The sequence below is a fragment of the Sphingomonas sp. DC5200-1 genome, from assembly GCF_049897245.1.
In the GTDB taxonomy this organism is placed as follows: Bacteria; Pseudomonadota; Alphaproteobacteria; order Sphingomonadales; family Sphingomonadaceae; genus Sphingomonas; species Sphingomonas aquatilis.
In genome coordinates, this window is the sequence record NZ_JAFCVW010000001.1 from 318,083 (window position 1) to 336,859 (window position 18,777).

The 18,777-nt window shown below is 65.8% G+C and carries 18 protein-coding genes and 2 tRNA genes; 12 read left to right on the top strand and 8 right to left on the bottom strand.

Annotated features, from left to right (window positions below):
- Nucleotides 1-2 precede the first annotated feature (2 nt).
- On the bottom strand, nt 3-1,250 hold the full coding sequence (locus tag ACP7A3_RS01470) for a heavy-metal-associated domain-containing protein (RefSeq protein WP_426254709.1): 1,248 nt from the start codon (nt 1,248-1,250) through the stop codon (nt 3-5).
- Between the two features lie 187 nt (nt 1,251-1,437).
- Nucleotides 1,438-1,839, bottom strand: coding sequence for a nuclear transport factor 2 family protein (locus ACP7A3_RS01475; protein ID WP_331360984.1), 402 nt, complete (start codon nt 1,837-1,839; stop codon nt 1,438-1,440).
- A gap of 432 nt (nt 1,840-2,271) precedes the next feature.
- Here ACP7A3_RS01475 and purM point away from each other — a divergent pair, with 432 nt between their 5' ends.
- From purM to ACP7A3_RS01495, 4 genes are read left to right on the top strand one after another with little or no spacing between them, the layout of a single operon-like run.
- Nucleotides 2,272-3,387 (top strand): phosphoribosylformylglycinamidine cyclo-ligase, encoded by a 1,116-nt coding sequence (gene purM, locus ACP7A3_RS01480; protein WP_426254710.1) that lies wholly within the window; start codon nt 2,272-2,274, stop codon nt 3,385-3,387.
- 7 nt (nt 3,388-3,394) lie between these two features.
- Entirely contained in the window at nt 3,395-3,940 is a 546-nt protein-coding gene (gene purN / locus ACP7A3_RS01485; protein WP_426254711.1) for a phosphoribosylglycinamide formyltransferase, read from the top strand.
- Nucleotides 3,937-4,299, top strand: coding sequence for an MmcQ/YjbR family DNA-binding protein (locus ACP7A3_RS01490; protein WP_063689116.1), 363 nt, complete (start codon nt 3,937-3,939; stop codon nt 4,297-4,299). Before purN ends, ACP7A3_RS01490 begins: the two co-directional genes overlap by 4 nt.
- A complete protein-coding gene (locus ACP7A3_RS01495) occupies nt 4,296-4,904 on the top strand; it encodes a hypothetical protein (RefSeq protein WP_426254712.1) in 609 nt (202 codons plus the stop codon). The genes ACP7A3_RS01490 and ACP7A3_RS01495 overlap by 4 nt, the downstream gene beginning before the upstream one ends.
- Here the strand turns inward: ACP7A3_RS01495 and ACP7A3_RS01500 are convergent.
- Complete coding sequence (locus ACP7A3_RS01500) at nt 4,889-6,202, bottom strand: methyltransferase family protein (RefSeq protein WP_426254713.1); 1,314 nt, start codon at nt 6,200-6,202, stop codon at nt 4,889-4,891. The two genes, ACP7A3_RS01495 and ACP7A3_RS01500, sit on opposite strands and share 16 nt — an antisense overlap.
- A gap of 128 nt (nt 6,203-6,330) precedes the next feature.
- Here ACP7A3_RS01500 and ACP7A3_RS01505 point away from each other — a divergent pair.
- Nucleotides 6,331-6,404: transfer RNA gene (locus tag ACP7A3_RS01505), tRNA-Gly, on the top strand.
- Nucleotides 6,405-6,470: 66 nt separating this feature from the next.
- Here the strand turns inward: ACP7A3_RS01505 and ACP7A3_RS01510 are convergent.
- The 4 genes from ACP7A3_RS01510 to ACP7A3_RS01525 all read right to left on the bottom strand — a co-directional run bounded on the left by ACP7A3_RS01510 (nt 6,471) and on the right by ACP7A3_RS01525 (nt 9,312).
- Nucleotides 6,471-7,256 carry an SDR family NAD(P)-dependent oxidoreductase gene (locus tag ACP7A3_RS01510; protein WP_426254714.1) on the bottom strand — a complete coding sequence of 262 codons (786 nt, stop codon included), beginning with the start codon at nt 7,254-7,256 and terminating at the stop codon, nt 6,471-6,473.
- 13 nt (nt 7,257-7,269) lie between these two features.
- Nucleotides 7,270-8,457 (bottom strand): zinc-dependent alcohol dehydrogenase, encoded by a 1,188-nt coding sequence (locus tag ACP7A3_RS01515; RefSeq protein WP_426254715.1) that lies wholly within the window; start codon nt 8,455-8,457, stop codon nt 7,270-7,272.
- Entirely contained in the window at nt 8,454-9,029 is a 576-nt protein-coding gene (locus ACP7A3_RS01520) for an SRPBCC family protein (protein ID WP_426254716.1), read from the bottom strand. Before ACP7A3_RS01520 ends, ACP7A3_RS01515 begins: the two co-directional genes overlap by 4 nt.
- A gap of 197 nt (nt 9,030-9,226) precedes the next feature.
- Nucleotides 9,227-9,312 (bottom strand) — tRNA-Tyr (locus ACP7A3_RS01525).
- A gap of 177 nt (nt 9,313-9,489) precedes the next feature.
- Here ACP7A3_RS01525 and rlmB point away from each other — a divergent pair.
- Nucleotides 9,490-10,233, top strand: coding sequence for a 23S rRNA (guanosine(2251)-2'-O)-methyltransferase RlmB (rlmB, locus tag ACP7A3_RS01530; protein ID WP_426254717.1), 744 nt, complete (start codon nt 9,490-9,492; stop codon nt 10,231-10,233).
- Nucleotides 10,234-10,295: 62 nt separating this feature from the next.
- Here the strand turns inward: rlmB and ACP7A3_RS01535 are convergent, their stop codons facing one another.
- The gene (locus tag ACP7A3_RS01535; protein WP_043059391.1) at nt 10,296-10,613 is read right to left on the bottom strand and encodes a 2Fe-2S iron-sulfur cluster-binding protein; all 318 of its coding nucleotides are present in this window, start codon (nt 10,611-10,613) and stop codon (nt 10,296-10,298) included.
- 57 nt (nt 10,614-10,670) lie between these two features.
- Between ACP7A3_RS01535 and ACP7A3_RS01540 the strand changes: the two genes are divergently transcribed.
- From ACP7A3_RS01540 to glgB, 6 genes are all read left to right on the top strand, one after another.
- Nucleotides 10,671-11,306, top strand: coding sequence for a DNA-3-methyladenine glycosylase family protein (locus ACP7A3_RS01540; RefSeq protein ID WP_426254718.1), 636 nt, complete (start codon nt 10,671-10,673; stop codon nt 11,304-11,306).
- A 97-nt stretch (nt 11,307-11,403) separates the two neighbouring features.
- Complete coding sequence (locus ACP7A3_RS01545; RefSeq protein WP_426254719.1) at nt 11,404-11,649, top strand: hypothetical protein; 246 nt, start codon at nt 11,404-11,406, stop codon at nt 11,647-11,649.
- Nucleotides 11,646-12,677: a DUF6976 family protein gene (locus ACP7A3_RS01550; RefSeq protein ID WP_426254720.1), complete on the top strand. Its 1,032-nt coding sequence runs from the start codon at nt 11,646-11,648 to the stop codon at nt 12,675-12,677. Before ACP7A3_RS01545 ends, ACP7A3_RS01550 begins: the two co-directional genes overlap by 4 nt.
- Before the next feature lie 88 nt (nt 12,678-12,765).
- Complete coding sequence (locus ACP7A3_RS01555) at nt 12,766-14,073, top strand: Nramp family divalent metal transporter (protein WP_426254721.1); 1,308 nt, start codon at nt 12,766-12,768, stop codon at nt 14,071-14,073.
- A gap of 87 nt (nt 14,074-14,160) precedes the next feature.
- A complete protein-coding gene (locus tag ACP7A3_RS01560; protein WP_426254722.1) occupies nt 14,161-16,602 on the top strand; it encodes a glycogen/starch/alpha-glucan phosphorylase in 2,442 nt (813 codons plus the stop codon).
- Nucleotides 16,599-18,764, top strand: a complete 2,166-nt coding sequence (gene glgB, locus ACP7A3_RS01565) for a 1,4-alpha-glucan branching protein GlgB (RefSeq protein ID WP_426254723.1) — start codon at nt 16,599-16,601, stop codon at nt 18,762-18,764. The genes ACP7A3_RS01560 and glgB overlap by 4 nt, the downstream gene beginning before the upstream one ends.
- The last annotated feature ends 13 nt before the right edge of the window (nt 18,765-18,777 follow it).

Below are 18,777 nucleotides of genomic sequence, written 5' to 3' on the forward strand. Positions count from 1 at the left end.
CGTCAGCCTGCCGGGTTGGTGTCGGCCGGCAGGTTCGGCGGCAGCAATTGCGGCGCGCGCCGGATGCGCAGCGTCTGGCCGCTGCCCGTCACCTGCAAGCCCCGCACCTCCAGCGCCGCGCGCAACGCATCGGGATCGCCGTCATAGGTCACGCGCATCAGCGACACGCCGCCCAGCGCCAGGCTGGTGGTGGAGGCGGAGCGGACGCCGGGGATGCCGCGCACCAGTCCTTCGGTATTCGCGACCGCGCTCGCGCTCGGCGTATCGAATTGCAGCGTGATCGCGATCCCCGCGCTCGCGGGCGCCGTATCGCCGACGATCTCGGCCAGCGTCTCGCCGCCCGTATCCTCGGTCGTCGGATCGACGACGGGTTCGGGCTCGGGCGGCGGCGACAGCGTGGGGTCGAGCCCCAGCGCGCCACTGCGCAGTGCTTGCTGGAACAGCCCGTCCATCCGCGTAACGCCCGCATCGAGCAATTGTGGCAGGCCCGCCGCCGTCCCGACCCGCAGCGTGAAGCTGCCGAGCAACTGATTGTCCGGCCCGTGCCGTGCCTGGAACACGCCGATAATCGGCCCGCCCGGATAGCTGCGATACAGGCGCACCACCGGGATCAGGATGTCGGACGCGCCATATTGGTCGATGATCGTCCGCCACCAGCCGCGTCCCGGCCGCCCGATCTGCCCCGCATTCAGCAGCAGCGAATCGGCCCCCGTGCCCGATGGGCGGACGTAATCGATCGTGCTGTTGCCGGTGCGGAAGCGCGCCCAGGCCTCCTGCCAGTCGTTGCGCTGTTCGAACACCGTCTCGACGCCGCCCGATATCTGGAGCGGCACGAGCAGCATCGGACGCGACCGATCGGAATAGGCGCTGATGCCCAGGATCGACGCGGCCCGGCCGCGGTCGAACAGCACGCCCAGCTTGGCGATATAGCGCGTCGGCCCCAATTGCTCGTTCTCGACGACGATGCCCGACACGATCTGGTCGAGCGCATTGTCGGAAATCAGCGCGCCATCGCCGCCCAGCCGGCGCGACAGCTGCACCCACGCCTTGCGCTGCGCCAGCCGCCAGCCACCCAGGCGCGCGGCCTCTGCCGTCTTCGCCGCAACGTCGACCGTGACGCCGCTCACCTCGAAATCACCCGAACTGTCGACCGGCGCGACCCCGCGCCCGCCCTCGATCTGCGCAAGCGCACCCGCGCCAAAGAGAAGCGCGGCACTGGCCAGCGACGAGAACAGGGTACGGACACGCATCGTGCCCGCCTTTTGGCGAAGCGCGGCCGGTAAGCCAAGCGGGATGTGATCGGGCGGCGCCTTGGGGGAGACGCAGAGGGGAGGTCCGGGCGGGGCTGCCAGCCTGCTCCTCGCCAGAACGATCGCGAAACGGGAATGACGTTCGCGAATATTGGGTTTCGAAGTCAGGCTTGACTGATCGTCGATCTTACCCAGCGGCCAACGCTACGGCGTGACTATCTTCAAACAGCCGGAAGCGAACGATCTGACCGTCCTCGACCGTAAAGTCGAAGGCGAATTCTGTCTGTATGAGTTTCCCGGTATTCCTCACCCGCGAGGCGAGCTCACCAAGCACAACGACTCTGTTTTCGTTGGCCAGCATATCCGTAATCTCGAATTTCTCGGCTATAACCTGTTGGCGAAGTTCACGATAAAAATCCGCTACGCCGGCACGACCTTCCTTACGCCCGATCCACGGGACGACGTGGACGTCGCCCGCCACGTACCAATCGACATCCTCGCGGACCAATTCGGCAATATGCTCAGGAGGATCACCGGATGCATTTCGCCGGAAGAACTCCTCAACCGTCGCCTTTGCGGAGTTGGCCATAGCGTCCTCGTTATGCTGCGTCGCATCGGAATAGCTATGTCGGCGACCCGTCAGGGTCAACGGCCTGTGCGGGTTTGCAGTCCTTTCCGATTTGGAACGGCGACCGACATCCGGTCGGGCGAATTACGTACACCTCCACTCTGCGCTGATTGGAAGCCCGATCGCGCAGTCGCATGAACGTCAGAAGTCACGCCCCCTGTCCTACACGCCAACCACTCCCTACATCCGCATCATGTGCTCGACCGGCGCCCACCTCCCCCATCGCGACGCGGGGGCAGGTGGGGTGGGCGTTTCGAACGATACGGGTCGTCCACTTCCGCGCGTGAATTTCGGCGATTCTGGCCCGTCTACCCCACCCGAATCACCTGCCCTCGCACCCGGTGCCGGTTCGGCATTGCCACCGCGCCGGACAGATCGTAGCAGGCTGGCCGGATGAGCACCGAGCCATCCTCCCCCGCCGACCAGTCTTACACCTATGCCGACGCCGGCGTATCGATTGCCGCGGGCAACGCGCTGGTCCGCGCGATCGGGCCGCTGGCCAAGGCGACGCGGCGGCCGGGCGCCGACGCCGATCTTGGCGGCTTTGGCGGCATGTTCGATTTGCGCGCGGCGGGCTTCACCGATCCGCTGCTGGTCGCGGCGAATGATGGCGTCGGCACCAAGCTGAAACTGGCGATCGAATGGGACCGGCATGAAGGCGTCGGCGTCGATCTCGTCGCGATGTGCGCCAACGACCTGATCGTCCAGGGCGCAGAACCTCTGTTCTTCCTCGACTATTACGCCACGGCGAAGCTCGACAACGGCATCGCCGAACGCGTCGTCGCCTCGATCGCGGAGGGCTGCCGCCAGGCCGGCTGCGCGCTGATCGGTGGCGAAACGGCCGAAATGCCCGGCATGTATGCTGAGGGCGATTACGATCTCGCCGGCTTCTGCGTCGGCGCGGTCGAGCGCGATGCCGTGCTGACTGGCCAGACGATCGCCGCGGGCGACGTCATCCTCGGCCTCGCCGCGTCGGGCGTCCATTCGAACGGCTTCTCGCTGGTCCGCCGCCTTGCCGCGGATCGTGGCTGGAAGCTTGATCGACCGGCGCTGTTCGACGCCGACCGGCTGCTGATCGACACGCTGATGGCGCCGACGCGCATCTATGTCGCATCGCTGCTGCCGCTGCTGCGCGAGCGCCAGATCAAGGGCCTTGCCCACATCACGGGCGGTGGCCTGCTCGAGAACATTCCGCGCGTCCTGCCCGAGGGCACCCATGCCGTGGTCGATGCCGATGCGTGGCAGCAGCCGCGCCTCATGGCGTTCCTGCAGGCGCAGGGCGCGATCGAGCCCGAGGAAATGGCGCGCACCTTCAACTGCGGCATCGGCATGGCGGTCGTCGTCGCGGCGGATCAGGCGGAAGCGGTCGCCGCAGCGCTTACCGCGGCGGGCGAAACCGTCCACACGATCGGCCGCATCGACGCCGGCCCGCGCGGCTGCACCGTGCGCGGCAGCACCGAAACGTGGAGCGCGCGCGCCGACTGGACCGCCACGCACACCCATGGCTGACGGAGTGATGAAGACCGTCGGCATCCTGATCTCGGGCCGCGGCTCGAACATGATGGCTTTGGTCGAATCGGGCGTACCGGTCGGCCTCGTCGCATCCGACAAGCCCGATGCCGCGGGCCTCGCCTGGGCGCGCGAGCGGGGGCTCAAGACCTTCGCGCTGTCGCCCAAGGGGATCGGCAAGGCGGCCTATGAAGAACATGTCCACGCCGCCCTGCGCGAAGCAGGCTGCGAGGTCGTCGCGCTCGCCGGCTATATGCGCCTGTTGTCGAACGATTTCGTTGCGCGCTGGCGCGATCGCATCGTCAACATCCACCCTTCGCTGCTACCCAAGTATAAGGGCCTCGACACGCACGCGCGGGCGATAGATGCCGGCGATGCGGTGGCGGGGTGTTCGGTGCATATCGTCACCGAGGAACTGGACGCTGGCGCCCTGCTCGGCCAGGCCGAGGTGCCGATTTTTGCCGGCGATACACCTGATACGCTCGCCGCGCGCGTTCTGGTCGCCGAACATCGCCTGTATCCGCAGGTGCTCAAGGAGTTCGCCAGCCGATGACCCCCGAATTGACCGACGCGTCTACCCCGATCGACCGCGTCCGCGCGATCGCGCTGCTGCTGCCCGAGGCGGAAGAACGCGGCGAGGGCGGCCTCCCCGTCTTCGTCGTCGATGACGTCCCCTTCGCGCAGCTGACCGACGACGAGACGGTGTGTGTCCGAACCGCCGATGCCGAGGAACAGGCCGACGCGCTGGAAAGCGATCCCGACGCCTACGAACCCGCTGACGATCTCGGCCCCGAACCGTGGATCGGCATGACGCTGGGCGGCGACCCCGACTGGACGCTGATCGAGGATCGCATCGCGCACAGCTGGGAACTGGCGGCCCCCGAACGCCTGCTGGAGGCTGGCGGACGATGAGCGGCACCGGCGGCAGCAGCGAAACGCCCGATCAGGCGCAGACGCGCCGCCGCTGGATCACGCTGGCGGAGGTGGTCGCCGTCGCCGGCGTCATCATTGCCGCGCTGACGCTGTACAACAATTGGCAGGAACGCCGCGACGCCGCCGCCGACAAGGCGGTCGAAGCGGCTAGCGCGACGCGAGACAAGACCCGCTTCGTGCTGCGCGGCACACCGTCGAAGGACAAGAGCCAGATCGTCCTCGCCAAGACAGAGGCGCATCCGCTGGGTGACGTCCGCGTCACCTTCCCGACCGCGCTCGACGTCGGTCCGCAGGATGCCGTCGATCAGACGATCGAATCGCGCTGGTTCGAAAAGGCGCTGCGCAAGGCAACCGATGGCGGCCCTGACGCGCAGAGCGGCCGTCTGCCCGTGCTGATCCGCTACACCTATTTTACCGACGACCAGCCGACGACGCGGCAGGCGGTCTACGATCTCGTGTGGGAAACGCATGGCCGCCCGCTGCGCGGCCGCGTGGTCGAACTGATCGATCTGCGCCTGCGCGAAAACGGCGGCAACCAGGCGCGGATCGACTCCTTATGGGCGAAGGATCATCCCGCCACCTGAGGCGCCTCGACCGGCGCCGGTGCAGGCGTCCCAAGCAGCCAGCGGAGGAACCGCGGCACGGCGCCATGCCGCCCCATCCAGTCGCTGTACGCGCGATAGGTCGGGTCGAGACCCAGATGCCGTTCCTCGGTCTTCGCCCGCCAATAATAGACGCCGCTCACCACGCCCATCAGCAGCGTCGCCCGGATCGCATCGACCAACGAACCCGTCGTCAACAGCGGCAGGGTCGACAGCCACCAGAACAAATTCTTCGACAGATAGGCCGGATGCCGCGACCAGGCGTAGGGCCCATGGGTCAGGATGCCGCGATGCGTGAGGTTGGAAAAGCGCAGGCCGAACGCCACCGTCGCCCAGGCATAGACTGCGGTCAGGGCGACCAGCACCGCGCCCCACAGCCACAGCAGCGCCGGATGCCCGGCGAACCAGCTGCTCCACTCCTGCGTCCCCGGATGGTAATCCAGCGGTCCGCCGGTCTCCATCATGATGAACGGCGGATAGCAGATCAGCGCCGCGGTCCACGCCGCCGCAAATGGATTGGCGCTGCGGATATGCGAATCGAGCGGCCGCAATGTCAGTACGTAGCCGACGGTCGCGAAGCTGACGTCGATGACGAACATCAGCGCGATCAGCCAGCTCGCCAGCATCACCGGATCGCTCAGCCGCGTCAGATCGCTGCGGATGAAGCTGCCGTAATTGCCCGGCACCACCGCCAGCATGAAGGCCAGGAAGAACGCTTTTACTCCCCAGCTGCGCATATGCCCCCAGATCGCCTCGCGCTCGACGCCCGCCTGCCCGGTCAGCCACGCGCCGACATGCCAGCTGCCGTCACGCGGCTGCTCCAGATAGCGATCCAGCCACAGGACATAGGGCACCGCCAGCAGTGCGACGATCGGCATGCCCCAGCTGAAGCACCACATGGCAAAGGCGAAATTGCCCTCCCAATAAAAGCGCCCCATGCCATACATGATGCCGATCGCCGCCCAGGTCGCGAGCAGGCCGGCAAGCTTGGTCAGGCTGATTTCCCGCGTCTCGGCGAACGGCCGCGGACTGCCCCAGTCGATCCCCGTCGTCGCATGGCGATGCACCTTGTCGACGACCAGCGACCACAGGATCATCGGCGCAGCGCAGGCGACCAGCGCGACCAGCGCCGCATAGGGTCCGTCCATGCCGATGCTGCCCGCAAAGACCAACCACGCGCCCAACCCAGCAAGGCCCGCCAGCCCCACGCCATGGGTGACCGCCGACGGCGGGCGATGATCGGGCGAGGACGCGCAATTAGGTACAGGGCCGATAGACATCGCCTGCGTCTACCGTGCGAACGGTAATCAAGCCATGAACCACGCTGCCGCTTGCACCGCACGAAGCGCGACGATAGATAGACCCCACGCGACGATCGCCGGGCCCCAGGCTCCGCTGCCAGCGTCATGCGGGTATAGCACAATGGTAGTGCAGCAGCCTTCCAAGCTGAATACACGGGTTCGATTCCCGTTGCCCGCTCCATCCCTCCCCACGCGCCACCCACCATGCCGGTCGTGCTCCGGCATGAAAGGCGCGAGCGTTCGTCTTTCAGTCTTTCGCCGTTCCCGGCTCGGCCATGGCGCGGTGGCGTTCCGCCAGCACGGCGTTCGGCGTGACGTTTGCGACGGCCGACTGGATCTTGTTTTTCCAGCCCGACACGACCTGTGCCTTGCCGGCCATCAGCGCGTCCCAGCCATCGCGGGCAACGTCGGCGGGGTCGCTCTTCTTGGGGTCGCTGCCGACCGAGGTGTCGAGCATATCGCCACGCGCGAAGAATTCGGTGTCGACGGGGCCCGGCATCAGATTGGTGAGCGTGACGCCGTCCGCGTCTTTGATCTCGTTCTGGATCGCGGCGACGAAGCTGTCCACGAACGCCTTGGTGCCGTTGTACACCGCCTGGAACGCGCCGGGGATGTAGCCGGCGATCGAGCCCGTCACCAGAACCTTGCCCGCGTTACGCGCGACCATGTCGGCCAGCACCTTTTGCAACAGGTAGCTCGTGCCGACGATGTTGGTGTCGACGACGCGGCGCCAATCTTCGACGCGCTGATCGAGGAAGGCGTGACCAAGCCCGCGGCCGGCATTGGCGCACAGCAAGTCTACCGGCCGCCCCTCCGCGGCCGCAAGCAGTTCATCGACACCCTGCAGGGTCGATAAATCCGCCTCCATGGAGCGTACCTCGGTGCCGAACTGGCGAAAGTCCTCCGCCGCCGCTTCGATCAACGGTTCGTCCGCGACAACCAGAATGTCATAGCCGTCTTTGGCCGCCAACGTGGCGAGCTCGAAGCCGATGCCGGTCGAGGCACCGGTAATGATTGCAAAGGGATGTGCCATGATGTCGCGTTCCTTATGAGGTGGCCGTCATGCCGGGCTTTAGCACGATCTTGGTCGTCTCGTTCTGCTGGTCCTTGAACATCTTGTAGCCCTTGGGCGCGTCCATCAGCGGCATGCGGTGCGAGATCAGGAATTCGGTGTCGATCTTGCCCTCCAGGATCGCGTTTAGGAGTGCGGGCATGTAATGCTGGACGTGGGTCTGGCCGGTCTTCAGCGTCAGCCCCTTTTCCATGAACGCGCCGAGCGGAAACTTGTCGACGAAGCCGCCGTACACCGCCGGCATCGACACGCGTCCGCCCTTGCGACAGGCGATGATCGCCTGGCGGATCGAATGCGGCCGATCGGTGCCGAGGAAGGTCGACGCTTTGATCTGATCGATGACGTTGTCGACGAACATCCCGTGCGCCTCCAAACCCACCGCATCGATCACCGCATCGGGACCGATGCCACCGGTCATTTCCATGAGCGCGTCATACGTCGCGCTATCTTCGAAATTGATCGTCTCCGCCCCGAACCACTTGGCGAGTTCCAACCGGTGCGGGAAATGATCGATCGCGATGACGCGCTCGGCACCCATCAGGAACGCCGACTGTACCGCGAACAGCCCCACCGGGCCGCAGCCCCACACCGCGACGGTGTCGCCGGGTTCGATCTGCGCATATTCGGCCGCCTGCCAGCCGGTGGGCAGGATGTCGCTGAGGAACAATACCTTGTCGTCCTCCACCCCGTCCGGGATGACGATCGGCCCGACATCGCTGAACGGCACGCGGACATACTCGGCCTGGCCGCCCGCATAGCCGCCGGTCATGTGGCTGTAACCGAACAGCGCCGACATCTCATGCCCGTACAACTCGCGTGCGATATCTTGATTGTCGGCAGGCAGACCGTTGGGACAGGCGGAATATTGGTGCTTGCCGCAATGAAAGCAGCTGCCGCAGGCAATGGTGAAGGGTACGACGACGCGCTGCCCCTTCTTCAGCGTCGATTTGGCGCCGACCTCGACCACCTCGCCCATGAACTCATGGCCCAGGACATCGCCGGCCTTCATCGTAGGAATGTAACCGTCGTACAGGTGCAGATCCGATCCGCAGATTGCGGTGGAGGTTACTTTGATGATGCAATCGCGCGGGTTGACGATTTCGGGATCGTCGACCGTGTCCATGCGGACGTCATGCTTGCCGTGCCATGCGAGCGCTTTCACAGCCCCATCTCCTCAAATTGCTTGAATGTCATGGCCGGCGTGGCGATCTCGCCCGCCTCCATCAGCTGCTTGAAGCGCGCCAGGTCGCGACGCGCCTGGATTGCGGGTTCGCGCTGGAACATCTTGGCGATGACCTTGCCGATCACCCCGCCGGGCGGATCATAAGCGATCGTCGCGGTAACGACCGTCCCGCGCGGCCCCGCATCGCGGAACGTGACACGTCCGGAATTGGGCACGTCGGCACCGGGTTCGGACGTCCAGGCGATCAGCCGATCCGGTTCGTCCTGCGTGATCCGCGCGTCCCACGACACCGTGGCCCCCGCGGGCGCCTTCACCGTCCAATGCGACGTCTTATCGTCCGTCACCTCGATCGAGATGACATTCTCCATGAAGCTCGGCAGGTTCGCGAAGTCGCGGAAGTAGGCATAGACCTCGGCCACCGGCCGATTGATCGTCACCGCCGTTGCGATCGCGGACGAGCCCTTGGCATCGATCAGCGATTCGGTCGCAGCGTCGGCGGCATCGCCGTGTTTCGACGTCGTCGGTGGCGCATCGTCGCGTGGATAGGTCATCCTCAGCTCCCTCGAGAAGAGGGGCACCAACCCGACGTAGCAACCAGCGTTCCAGTCGTTACGCCCGTAGATTCAACTAGATAAGTCTCTTTCCCGCGTGCGCCGCTTGCGCGAGGGCAGCCGCTCAAGAACGATGTCGCTATGTTGGTGAGGAGCGATCCGGCGGTGGGGATCGGCCTTCCCTGCGTCGGGAAGGATGGTGGACAGGGCTGGATTCGAACCAGCGTACGCTTGCACGGGCAGATTTACAGTCTGCTGCCTTTAACCACTCGGCCACCTGTCCAGATGGGAGCTTCGCCGAAGCGAGGCGGCCTATTGGCGTGGGGCGACGCGCCTGTCAACGCCGCTTTGCCCACAAAACTGTGCATAAGCTGCACAGCTTGCGTGCTCCGCCGTCGCGGCCTAGCAGGCCGGCGATGACTTACGCCCCCTTCCCCTCCGTGTCCGGCGGCCTGCGCTGATGGCGCGCCGCGGCCATCGCCCGTCGACGGGCACCGCCAATCGCCCCAAATTCTGGGGTCGTCACCCGGTGACGGCGGCGCTCGCCAACCCCAACCGCACCGTGCGCAAAATCTGGGGCACGCGCGAGGCGCTGTCGTCGCTCGACCTGCCGCCCGCGATGCCGGTCGTCTACGCCGACGCCGCGGACCTCGGCCGGCTGGTGCCATCGGACGCGCCGCACCAGGGCCTCGTCGCTGAGGTCGAACCGCTCGAGGAGATGTGGCTCGCCGACCTGCTGATGGAGGGCAAGGACGACAACCGCCCGCTGATCGTGCTCGACCAGGTGACCGACCCGCACAATGTCGGCGCGATCCTGCGCTCAGCAGCAGCGTTCGACGCACTCGGAATCGTCACGCAGGACCGGCACGCACCGCCCGAAAGCGGCACGGTCGCGCGCTCGGCCTCGGGTGCGCTGGAAACGGTGCCGTGGTGCCGCGTCGTCAATCTGGCACGCGCATTGGAAGAGATCGCCGAAGCCGGCTTCTGGCGCATCGGCCTGACCGGCCACGCCGATCAGACGCTGGCCGATGCGATGGGCACGCAGCGCATCTGCATCGTGCTCGGCGCGGAAGGCGAAGGCATGCGCCAGAATACCGAGGCGCATTGCGACGAGCTCGCCAAACTGCCGATCAGCGACAAGGTGGAAAGCCTGAACGTCTCGAACGCCGCGGCGATCGCATTGTATGCGGTAGCGGCGCGATAAGGCCATGTGAACATCGTCATTCCCGCGCAGGCGGGAATGACGACATTAGGATGCCGGGCCCCTCAATCCTCGCCGGCGATCGTCACCTTCAGGCCGTCGAGCGCATCGGTGAACGGCAGCTGGCACGACAGGCGCGAGGTGGCGTTGCGCTCGTCGCTCGAATCGAGCAGATCGTCCTCGTCCGGGCTCATCGCGGGCAATTGGTCGGCGAAGGCCGGGTCGACATGAACGTGGCAGGTCGCGCAGCTGCAGCAGCCGCCGCACAGCGCCAGCAGTTCGTCGATGCCGGCGTCGCGGATGACTTCCATCACCGACAAACCGGCCTCGCCGTTGATTTCGCGTTCTTCCCCCTCGCGCGTGACGACGATAAGCTTGGGCATGATAATCTCCCCTAGAGTTGCCGCGGGCCATGCCTCGCCACCGCCCCAGGATCAAGCATGGGCCTGAGCGCCGAGCAAATCCGCGCGAGTATGGACGCCCTCGCTGCCGCCGAACCCGCCTTTGCCGCCGGGCTCGCCCGCGTCGGCTATCCGCCACCGCGGCTGCGCGCGCGCGGCTACATCACGTTGCTGCGCACGATCATCGGCCAGCAGGTGAGCGTCGCATCGGCGAACGCCGTCTATCGCAAGCTCGAATCCTTGGTGGGCGATCCGGGCGATCCGCATACCATCCTGGCGGCCAGCGACGAGACGCTGCGTGCGGCGGGGCTTTCGCGCCAGAAGGCGGGGTATGCGCGCAGCCTGGCCGAGGAGGTGACGAGCGGTCGCCTGAACCTCGACGCGCTACCCGAGGATGACGAAGAGGCGATCGCGCAGCTCGTCCGCGTGAAGGGGATCGGACGCTGGTCGGCCGAAATCTATCTCCTCTTTGCCGAAGGAAGGCCCGACATCTGGCCTGCCGGCGACCTCGCCGTGCAGATCGAAGTCGGCCGTCTGCTAGGTCATGACGCCCGCCCGACCGAAAAGCAGGTCCGCGCGCTTGCCGAGGCATGGCGGCCGCATCGCGGGGCGCTCGCGATCTTCACCTGGCACCATTACGGCGCCGGGCCGGACGTCGACGCCGCTCCGGTGTAAAGGCGCTCGCTTCCGAATAAGATCGTGCGATTACATCTGATTAACACAGATCAGTGTATCGTCGTCAGAAGAGGCACGCTGCGCGAGAGGAGGCTTGATGACAACGACAGTCGATATCGCACCAGCCTCCGATCCCTTGTGGCATCGGCTGCTGTCGGGCGAGATCAAGCCGACCTATCGCTGCCTGGCCCTTCGGATTCTGATGATCCGACTCACGCATGCCTATCGCGACGGAACCGCCGACAAGGCGGACATCGTTGCCGAACTGCGCACCTTCTTCCGCGACAATGCCCGGTTCGCGGCCCCTGATTATGCCACCATCGCAGAGGCGAGCGCGCGATGACCATTAGCCTGGATCAGCCTGCCGCCGACCGTTCGCTCTACAGCGTTGACGAGGTCGGCGCGATGATCGCCGCTGGCGATGCCCTGCTGCTGGCCGGCGAGGAGCAGCTGCTCGCTGCGCTGCCGCAAGGCCGGTGGATCGGCGGCACCATCCCTTATTTCATGACGCATGAAGCCGGCGGCACGTTCGATCGCGACCGTATTTTCGTGCAACGCCTGCCAGACATGGCGGCCGTTCACGCGCAACACCTGCTGCCGGCCGATGCGCTGTCGACCCTGGCGGACGGAGGTCCCGACAACGGCTTTACCGTCATCCTGCTGCCGTCGCAGAGCCCAGCGCATCAGGCGTTTGCGCTGCGCAGCGGCGAATGGCCCGGGGTGTTCCGCCGCCCGCTGGTCGGCTGGGTCACGGGGGCCGCGCTTGATCGTCTCGACACCGATAGTCCCAAGGTCTTCGACGGCGCGACCGGGCAGATCTCCGGCACGGACGCCGTGGTCATGCACGTCGCGCTGCCCGACAGCCATTATGCCGACGTCGACATCGTCAACCTCTTCGAACCCGGCGACGGCCCCGCACTGACCTTCGGAAACGACGATGGCGCCGATACCGGTTTCACTGTCGAACATGTTCACGTCGATGGCGTACGCACGCGGCTGGTCGATTATATCGCGGACCATGGCATCGATACGCGGTTGCCGCTCGTCGCGGACTATAACGGCGCGATGATCAACGTGGCGACGGCCGGCATCGCAGCGGACACCGGCCACGTCACGTTTTTCGCTCCGGTGTTCTCCCACATCACCTATCGCTTCGCCAAGCCGATCGGGGATTATGAGACGCTGTTCGCTGAGCAGCTCGGCGAACGGCATGACACGCTGGCCTTCGCCTGCAACTGCATCCTCAACTACAATTATGCCGGTCTTGCGGGCAAACGCACCGCGGATGTCGCGGGGCCGATGTCGTTCGGCGAGATCGCTTATATGCTGCTGACCCAGACCTTGGTCTACCTCACCATCAAGGCCGTCTGACCCGACTACCAGCCGAGCGCGCAACGAAGTTTTTCGCGTCGCGTGCGACACTTGCGGTCGTGACGCGCTTGCCGCACAGACCGCGGGGATGACGCCCCCCGCCACCTCGCCCGCACCCTCGCTGATCGGCAGCCATCGCAGCGTCGCGGTGCCGACCGGTGGATCGGGCTGGCGGCGCCTGGCGGCCTTCATGGGGCCGGGCTTCCTCGTCGCCGTCGGTTACATGGACCCCGGCAATTGGGCGACCGACATCGCCGGCGGGTCGGCCTTCGGTTACACCTTGCTGTCGGTCATTCTGCTGTCGAACCTGATGGCGATCGTGTTGCAGGCGCTGTCGGCACGCCTAGGCGTCGCCTCCGGCCTCGACCTCGCACAGGCTTGCCGGGCCTATTACAGCCGGCCGGTGTCGTTCGCGCTGTGGGCGCTGGCGGAGGTCGCGATCATCGCCTGCGACCTGGCCGAAGTGCTGGGCACGGCGATCGCGCTGAAGCTGCTGTTCGGTATTCCGCTGGTCTGGGGCGTGATCCTGACCGCGCTCGACGTGTTCCTGATCCTGGCGCTGCAACGCTATGGCTTCCGCAAGATCGAGGCGTTCATCATCGCGCTGCTCGTCATCATCGCGGGCTGCTTCGCGTTCGAGCTGTTCCATGCAAAGCCGGACGTCGGCGCGATGCTCGCGGGCCTCGTCCCCAGCCCCGGCATCGTCACCGATCCAGCCAAATTGTACCTCGCCATCGGCATTCTCGGCGCGACGGTGATGCCGCACAACCTCTACCTCCATTCCTCGATCGTCCAGACCCGCGCCTTCGAACCCACCGATGCCGGAAAGGCCGAGGCGGCGCGGATGGCGACGATCGACGGCACGATCGCACTGGGCCTGGCCTTCTTCATCAACGCCGCCATCCTCGTGACGGCTGCGGCGGTGTTCCACACCGCGGGCCGCACCGAAGTCGCCGAGATCGATGAGGCCTATCGTTTGCTTGCCCCGATGATGGGCGTCGGCGCGGCGAGCGTCGTGTTCGGCATCGCGCTGCTCGCGTCCGGCCAGAACTCCACCGTCACCGGCACGCTGGCCGGGCAGATCGTGATGGAGGGCTTCCTCCAGCTCCGCCTGCCCGTCTGGCTGCGTCGCCTCGTCACGCGGCTGCTCGCGATCGTGCCGGCGGTGATCGTTGTTGGCGCGAGCGGCGACGGCGGTGCGACCCGGCTGCTGGTGCTGAGCCAGGTCATCCTCAGCTTGCAACTGCCCTTCGCCGTCGTGCCGCTGGTCCTGTTTACCGGCCAGTCGCGGGTCATGGGCCGCTTCGTCAGCCCGCGTTGGTTGCGCCTGCTCGCCTGGCTGATCGCCGCGATCATCATCGGGCTCAATCTTACGCTGCTGGTCGGCATGCTGTGATGCCACTTCGGCCATTTAGAGGGTGACTTTCGCCGGCACCTATCGTTTAGTTACGGCAGCGTATCCCTCTTCTTCCCCGGATCGATCGTGACCGAACCAGCTGCCGCATCCACCCCTGCGCAGACCCATGCGCTCGCCCCCGACCTCGCCAGCGAGATCGTCGACACCCTCGTCCATCTTATCGGCAAGGACCGACAGGCCGCCCGCCCGCACGATTGGCTCGCGGCGACGATCTTCACACTGCGGAACGAGATCATCGAACGCTGGATGCGCTCGACCAAGGAAGCGCATGCGGCGGGCGCGAAGCGCGTCTATTACCTCAGCCTCGAATTCCTCATCGGGCGGTTGCTGCGCGACGCCCTGTCGAACCTGCGGCATAACGACGAGGTCGCGCAGGCGCTGTCGTCCCTCGGGGTCGACCTTGCGGTGATCGAAGAGATTGAGCCGGACGCGGCGCTCGGGAACGGCGGCCTCGGGCGGCTGGCCGCGTGTTTCATGGAGAGCCTCGCGAGCCTCGACCTGCCGGCCTATGGCTATGGCATCCGCTACGTGAACGGCATGTTCCGCCAGCGGCTGGACGATGGCTGGCAGGTCGAGCTGCCTGAAACCTGGCTCGCGCACGGCAATCCGTGGGAGTTCGAGCGGCGGGAAAGCGCCTATTTCGTCGGTTTCGGGGGCGAGGTGACGACGCTGGCCGATGGCCGCAGCCACTGGTCGCCCGCCGAAGCGGTGGAGGCGGTCGCCTTCGACACGCCGATGGTCGGCTGGCGCGGCAAGCGCGTCAACACGCTGCGTCTGTGGAACGCCCGCGCATTCGATCCGATCAAGCTCGACCAGTTCAACGCCGGCGATTTCGAAGGCGCGCTCGCCGGGCAGCTCCGCGCCGAAACGCTGACCCGCGTCCTCTATCCCAATGACAGCACGCCCGCAGGGCAGGAGCTGCGGCTGCGGCAGGAATATTTTTTCTCGTCGGCCTCGATCCAGGACATCGTCCGCCGTCACGTCCAGTATTTCGGCGATATCCGCACGCTGCCGGACAAGGCCGCGATCCAGCTCAACGACACGCACCCGGCGGTGTCGGTCGCCGAACTGATGCGGTTGCTGAAGGATTTCCACGGCCTGACGTTCGACGAGGCGTGGGACATCACGCGACGGACGTTCGGCTACACCAACCACACGCTGCTGCCCGAGGCGCTGGAAAGCTGGCCGCTGCCGCTGTTCGAACGGCTGCTGCCGCGGCACATGCAATTGGTCTATGCGATCAATGCCAAGCTGCTGCGCGAGGCGCGCGAAAGCGGTGCCGACGATCGCGCGATCGCCGCGATCAGCCTGATCGACGAAGGCGGCGAGCGCCGCGTCCGCATGGCGAACCTCGCCTTTGCGGGCAGCCACAGCGTCAATGGCGTGGCCGCGCTGCACACCGATCTGATGAAGAAGACGGTCTTCGCCGACCTCCACCGTCTCTATCCCGATCGGATCAACAACAAGACCAACGGCATTACCCCGCGCCGCTGGCTGCAGCAGTGCAATCCCGGGCTCACCGATCTGATCGAAAGCGCGATCGGCGACGGCTTCCGCGACGATGCGCAGGCGCTGACCGCGCTGGCCCCCTTCGCTGACGACGCGGGCTTTCGCGACCGCTTCGCCGCGGTAAAGCGCGCGAACAAGGTGGCGCTCAGCCAGTATCTGCATGACACGATGGAGCTGAAGCTCGATCCCGATGCGATCTTCGACGTGCAGATCAAGCGCATCCACGAATATAAGCGCCAGCTGCTCGGCATCGTCGAGACGGTCGCGCTATACGATCAAATCCGCAGCCACCCGGAGCGCGACTGGACGCCGCGCGTCAAGCTGTTCGCCGGCAAGGCGGCGTCGAGCTACCACAACGCCAAGCTGATCATCAAATTGGCGAACGACGTCGCCAAGCGGATTAACGCCGATCCCGCGGTCGGCAATCTGTTGAAGGTCGCCTTCGTCCCCAATTACAACGTCAGCCTTGCGGAACGCATCATCCCGGCGGCCGACCTGTCCGAACAGATTTCGACCGCGGGCATGGAGGCATCGGGCACCGGCAACATGAAGTTCGCGCTGAACGGCGCGCTGACGATCGGCACGCTCGACGGTGCGAATATCGAGATCCGCGACCATGTCGGCGCCAACAACATCTTCATCTTCGGCCTGACCGCTGAGGAGGTCGCGGACAAGCGCGCCAGCGGCTATCGCGGTACGGACGCCATCGGCGCGTCGCGCGAATTGGCGCAGGCGGTGAACGCAATCGCCTCTGGGGTGTTTTCTCCGGACGATCCAAATCGTTACGGGGGACTTATGGACGGCATTCGCGATCACGACTGGTTCATGCTGGCCGCCGACTTCGACGGCTATGCCGCCGCCCAACGCATGGTCGATGCGCGCTGGAGCGATCCCGCAGCATGGGGCCGATCGGCGGTGCTCAACGTCGCCAACATGGGCTGGTTCTCGTCGGATCGGACGATCGGTGAATATGCGCGCGACATCTGGAACGTGATGTGAAGCCGCCGCGTGGCGCCATCGCTGCCCTGCTCGCCGGGCGCCACGACGATCCCTTTTCCCTGCTGGGTGTCTTCGCCGGTCCGAACGGGACGTTCGCGCGCGCACTGATTCCCGGCGCGGAAACGGCCGAAGCGTATGACCTGGCGGGCACCTCGCTCGGCCGCGTGAACCGTGTCGACGACGCCGGCCTGTTCGAAGGCGCGATCGACGGCGATCCGCAGCCGGTGAAATATCGTGCGCAAGGCTATGGCGCCGAATGGTGGGTGACGGACCCGTACAGCTTTGGCCCGGTGCTCGGCCCCACCGACGATTATCTGATCGCGGAAGGGTCGCATTTCCGCCTTTACGACAAGATGGGCGCGCATCTGATCGAGCATCAGGGCGCGAGCGGCATGCACTTCGCCGTCTGGGCCCCCAATGCACAGCGCGTGTCGGTGGTCGGCGACTTCAACGACTGGAACGACACCCGCCACGTCATGCGCCGCCGCGCCGACATCGGCGTGTGGGAAATTTTCCTGCCCGATATCGGTGCGGGCCGCAGCTACAAGTTCGCGATCCTCGGCCCGGACGGCACGCTGCAACCGCTGAAGGCGGACCCCTTCGCCTTCCAGTCCGAACTTCGCCCGAAGACCGCGTCGATCACCACCGCACAGTCCGCGCATGACTGGGGTGACGCCGCCCACCGCGACAGCTGGTCGAAGCTCGATCCGCGCCGCGTGCCGGTGAGCATCTACGAGGTGCATGCCGGCAGCTGGGATCGCGACGAAAACGGCTGGTATCTGTCGTGGGACGCGCTCGCCGACCGCCTGATCCCCTATGTCGTCGACATGGGCTTCACCCATATCGAATTCATGCCGATCAGCGAACACCCCTATGATCCGTCATGGGGTTACCAGACGACCGGACTATACGCGCCCTCCGCGCGCTTCGGCGATCCGGACGGATTTGCGCGCTTCGTCGATGGTGCGCATCAAGCAGGGATCGGCGTGCTGCTCGATTGGGTGCCTGCGCACTTCCCCGTCGACGTCCACGGCCTCGCCCGGTTCGACGGCACGGCGCTGTACGAACACGAAGACCCGCGCCTTGGCTTCCACCCCGACTGGAATACCGCGATCTACAATTTCGGGCGGCGCGAGGTGCGTAGCTTCCTGATCAACAACGCGTTGTTCTGGACCGAACGCTATCACGTCGACGGGCTGCGCGTGGATGCCGTCGCCTCGATGCTGTACCGCGACTACAGCCGCAAGGCCGGGGAATGGATCCCCAACGACGAGGGTGGCCGCGAGAACTGGGAGGCCGTGCATTTCCTGCGCGACATGAACCGCGCGGTGTACGGCAAGCGCGACGGCGTGTTCACCGTCGCCGAGGAATCGACCAGCTGGCCGGGCGTCTCCACCCCCGCCTTCGACGACGGCCCGCGCACAAACCTGGGCTTCGGCTTCAAGTGGAACATGGGCTGGATGCACGACACGCTCCAGTATTTCGCCCGCGAACCGATCCACCGGCGGCATCACCATAGCGAGATCACCTTCGGTCTGGTCTATGCCTTCGACGAGAATTTCGTGCTCCCGCTCAGCCATGACGAGGTCGTCCACGGCAAGGGGTCGCTGCTCGCCAAGATGGCCGGTGACGACTGGCAGCAATTCGCGAACCTGCGCGCCTATTACGCCTTCATGTGGGGCTATCCCGGCAAGAAGCTATTGTTCATGGGCCAGGAGTTCGCGCAGCGGCAGGAGTGGAGCGAGGATCGGGGGCTCGACTGGCATTTGCGCTGTTCGTCGTCGCACGAGGGGATTCGCAATCTGGTCCGCGACCTCAACCGCCTGTACCGCGAAACGCCCGCGCTGCATGCGCGCGACTGCGAGGGCGAGGGCTTCGAATGGCTGATCGGCGACGATGCCGCCAATTCGGTCTTCGCCTGGCTGCGCAAGGCGCCGGGCGAGAAGCCGGTGGCGGTGATCGCCAATTTGACGCCGGTCGCGCGCGCACCCTATCGCGTGCCGCTGCCGCAGGACGGGCGCTGGCGCGAGATCATCAATTCCGACGCGCACCATTATTGGGGCTCCGGCCTCGGCAATATGGGTGGCGTCGACGCGAAGGACGGCGCGGCATGGGTGACACTGCCACCACTCGCGACCATCATGCTGCAATACGACGGTTGACCGATCCAGGGGC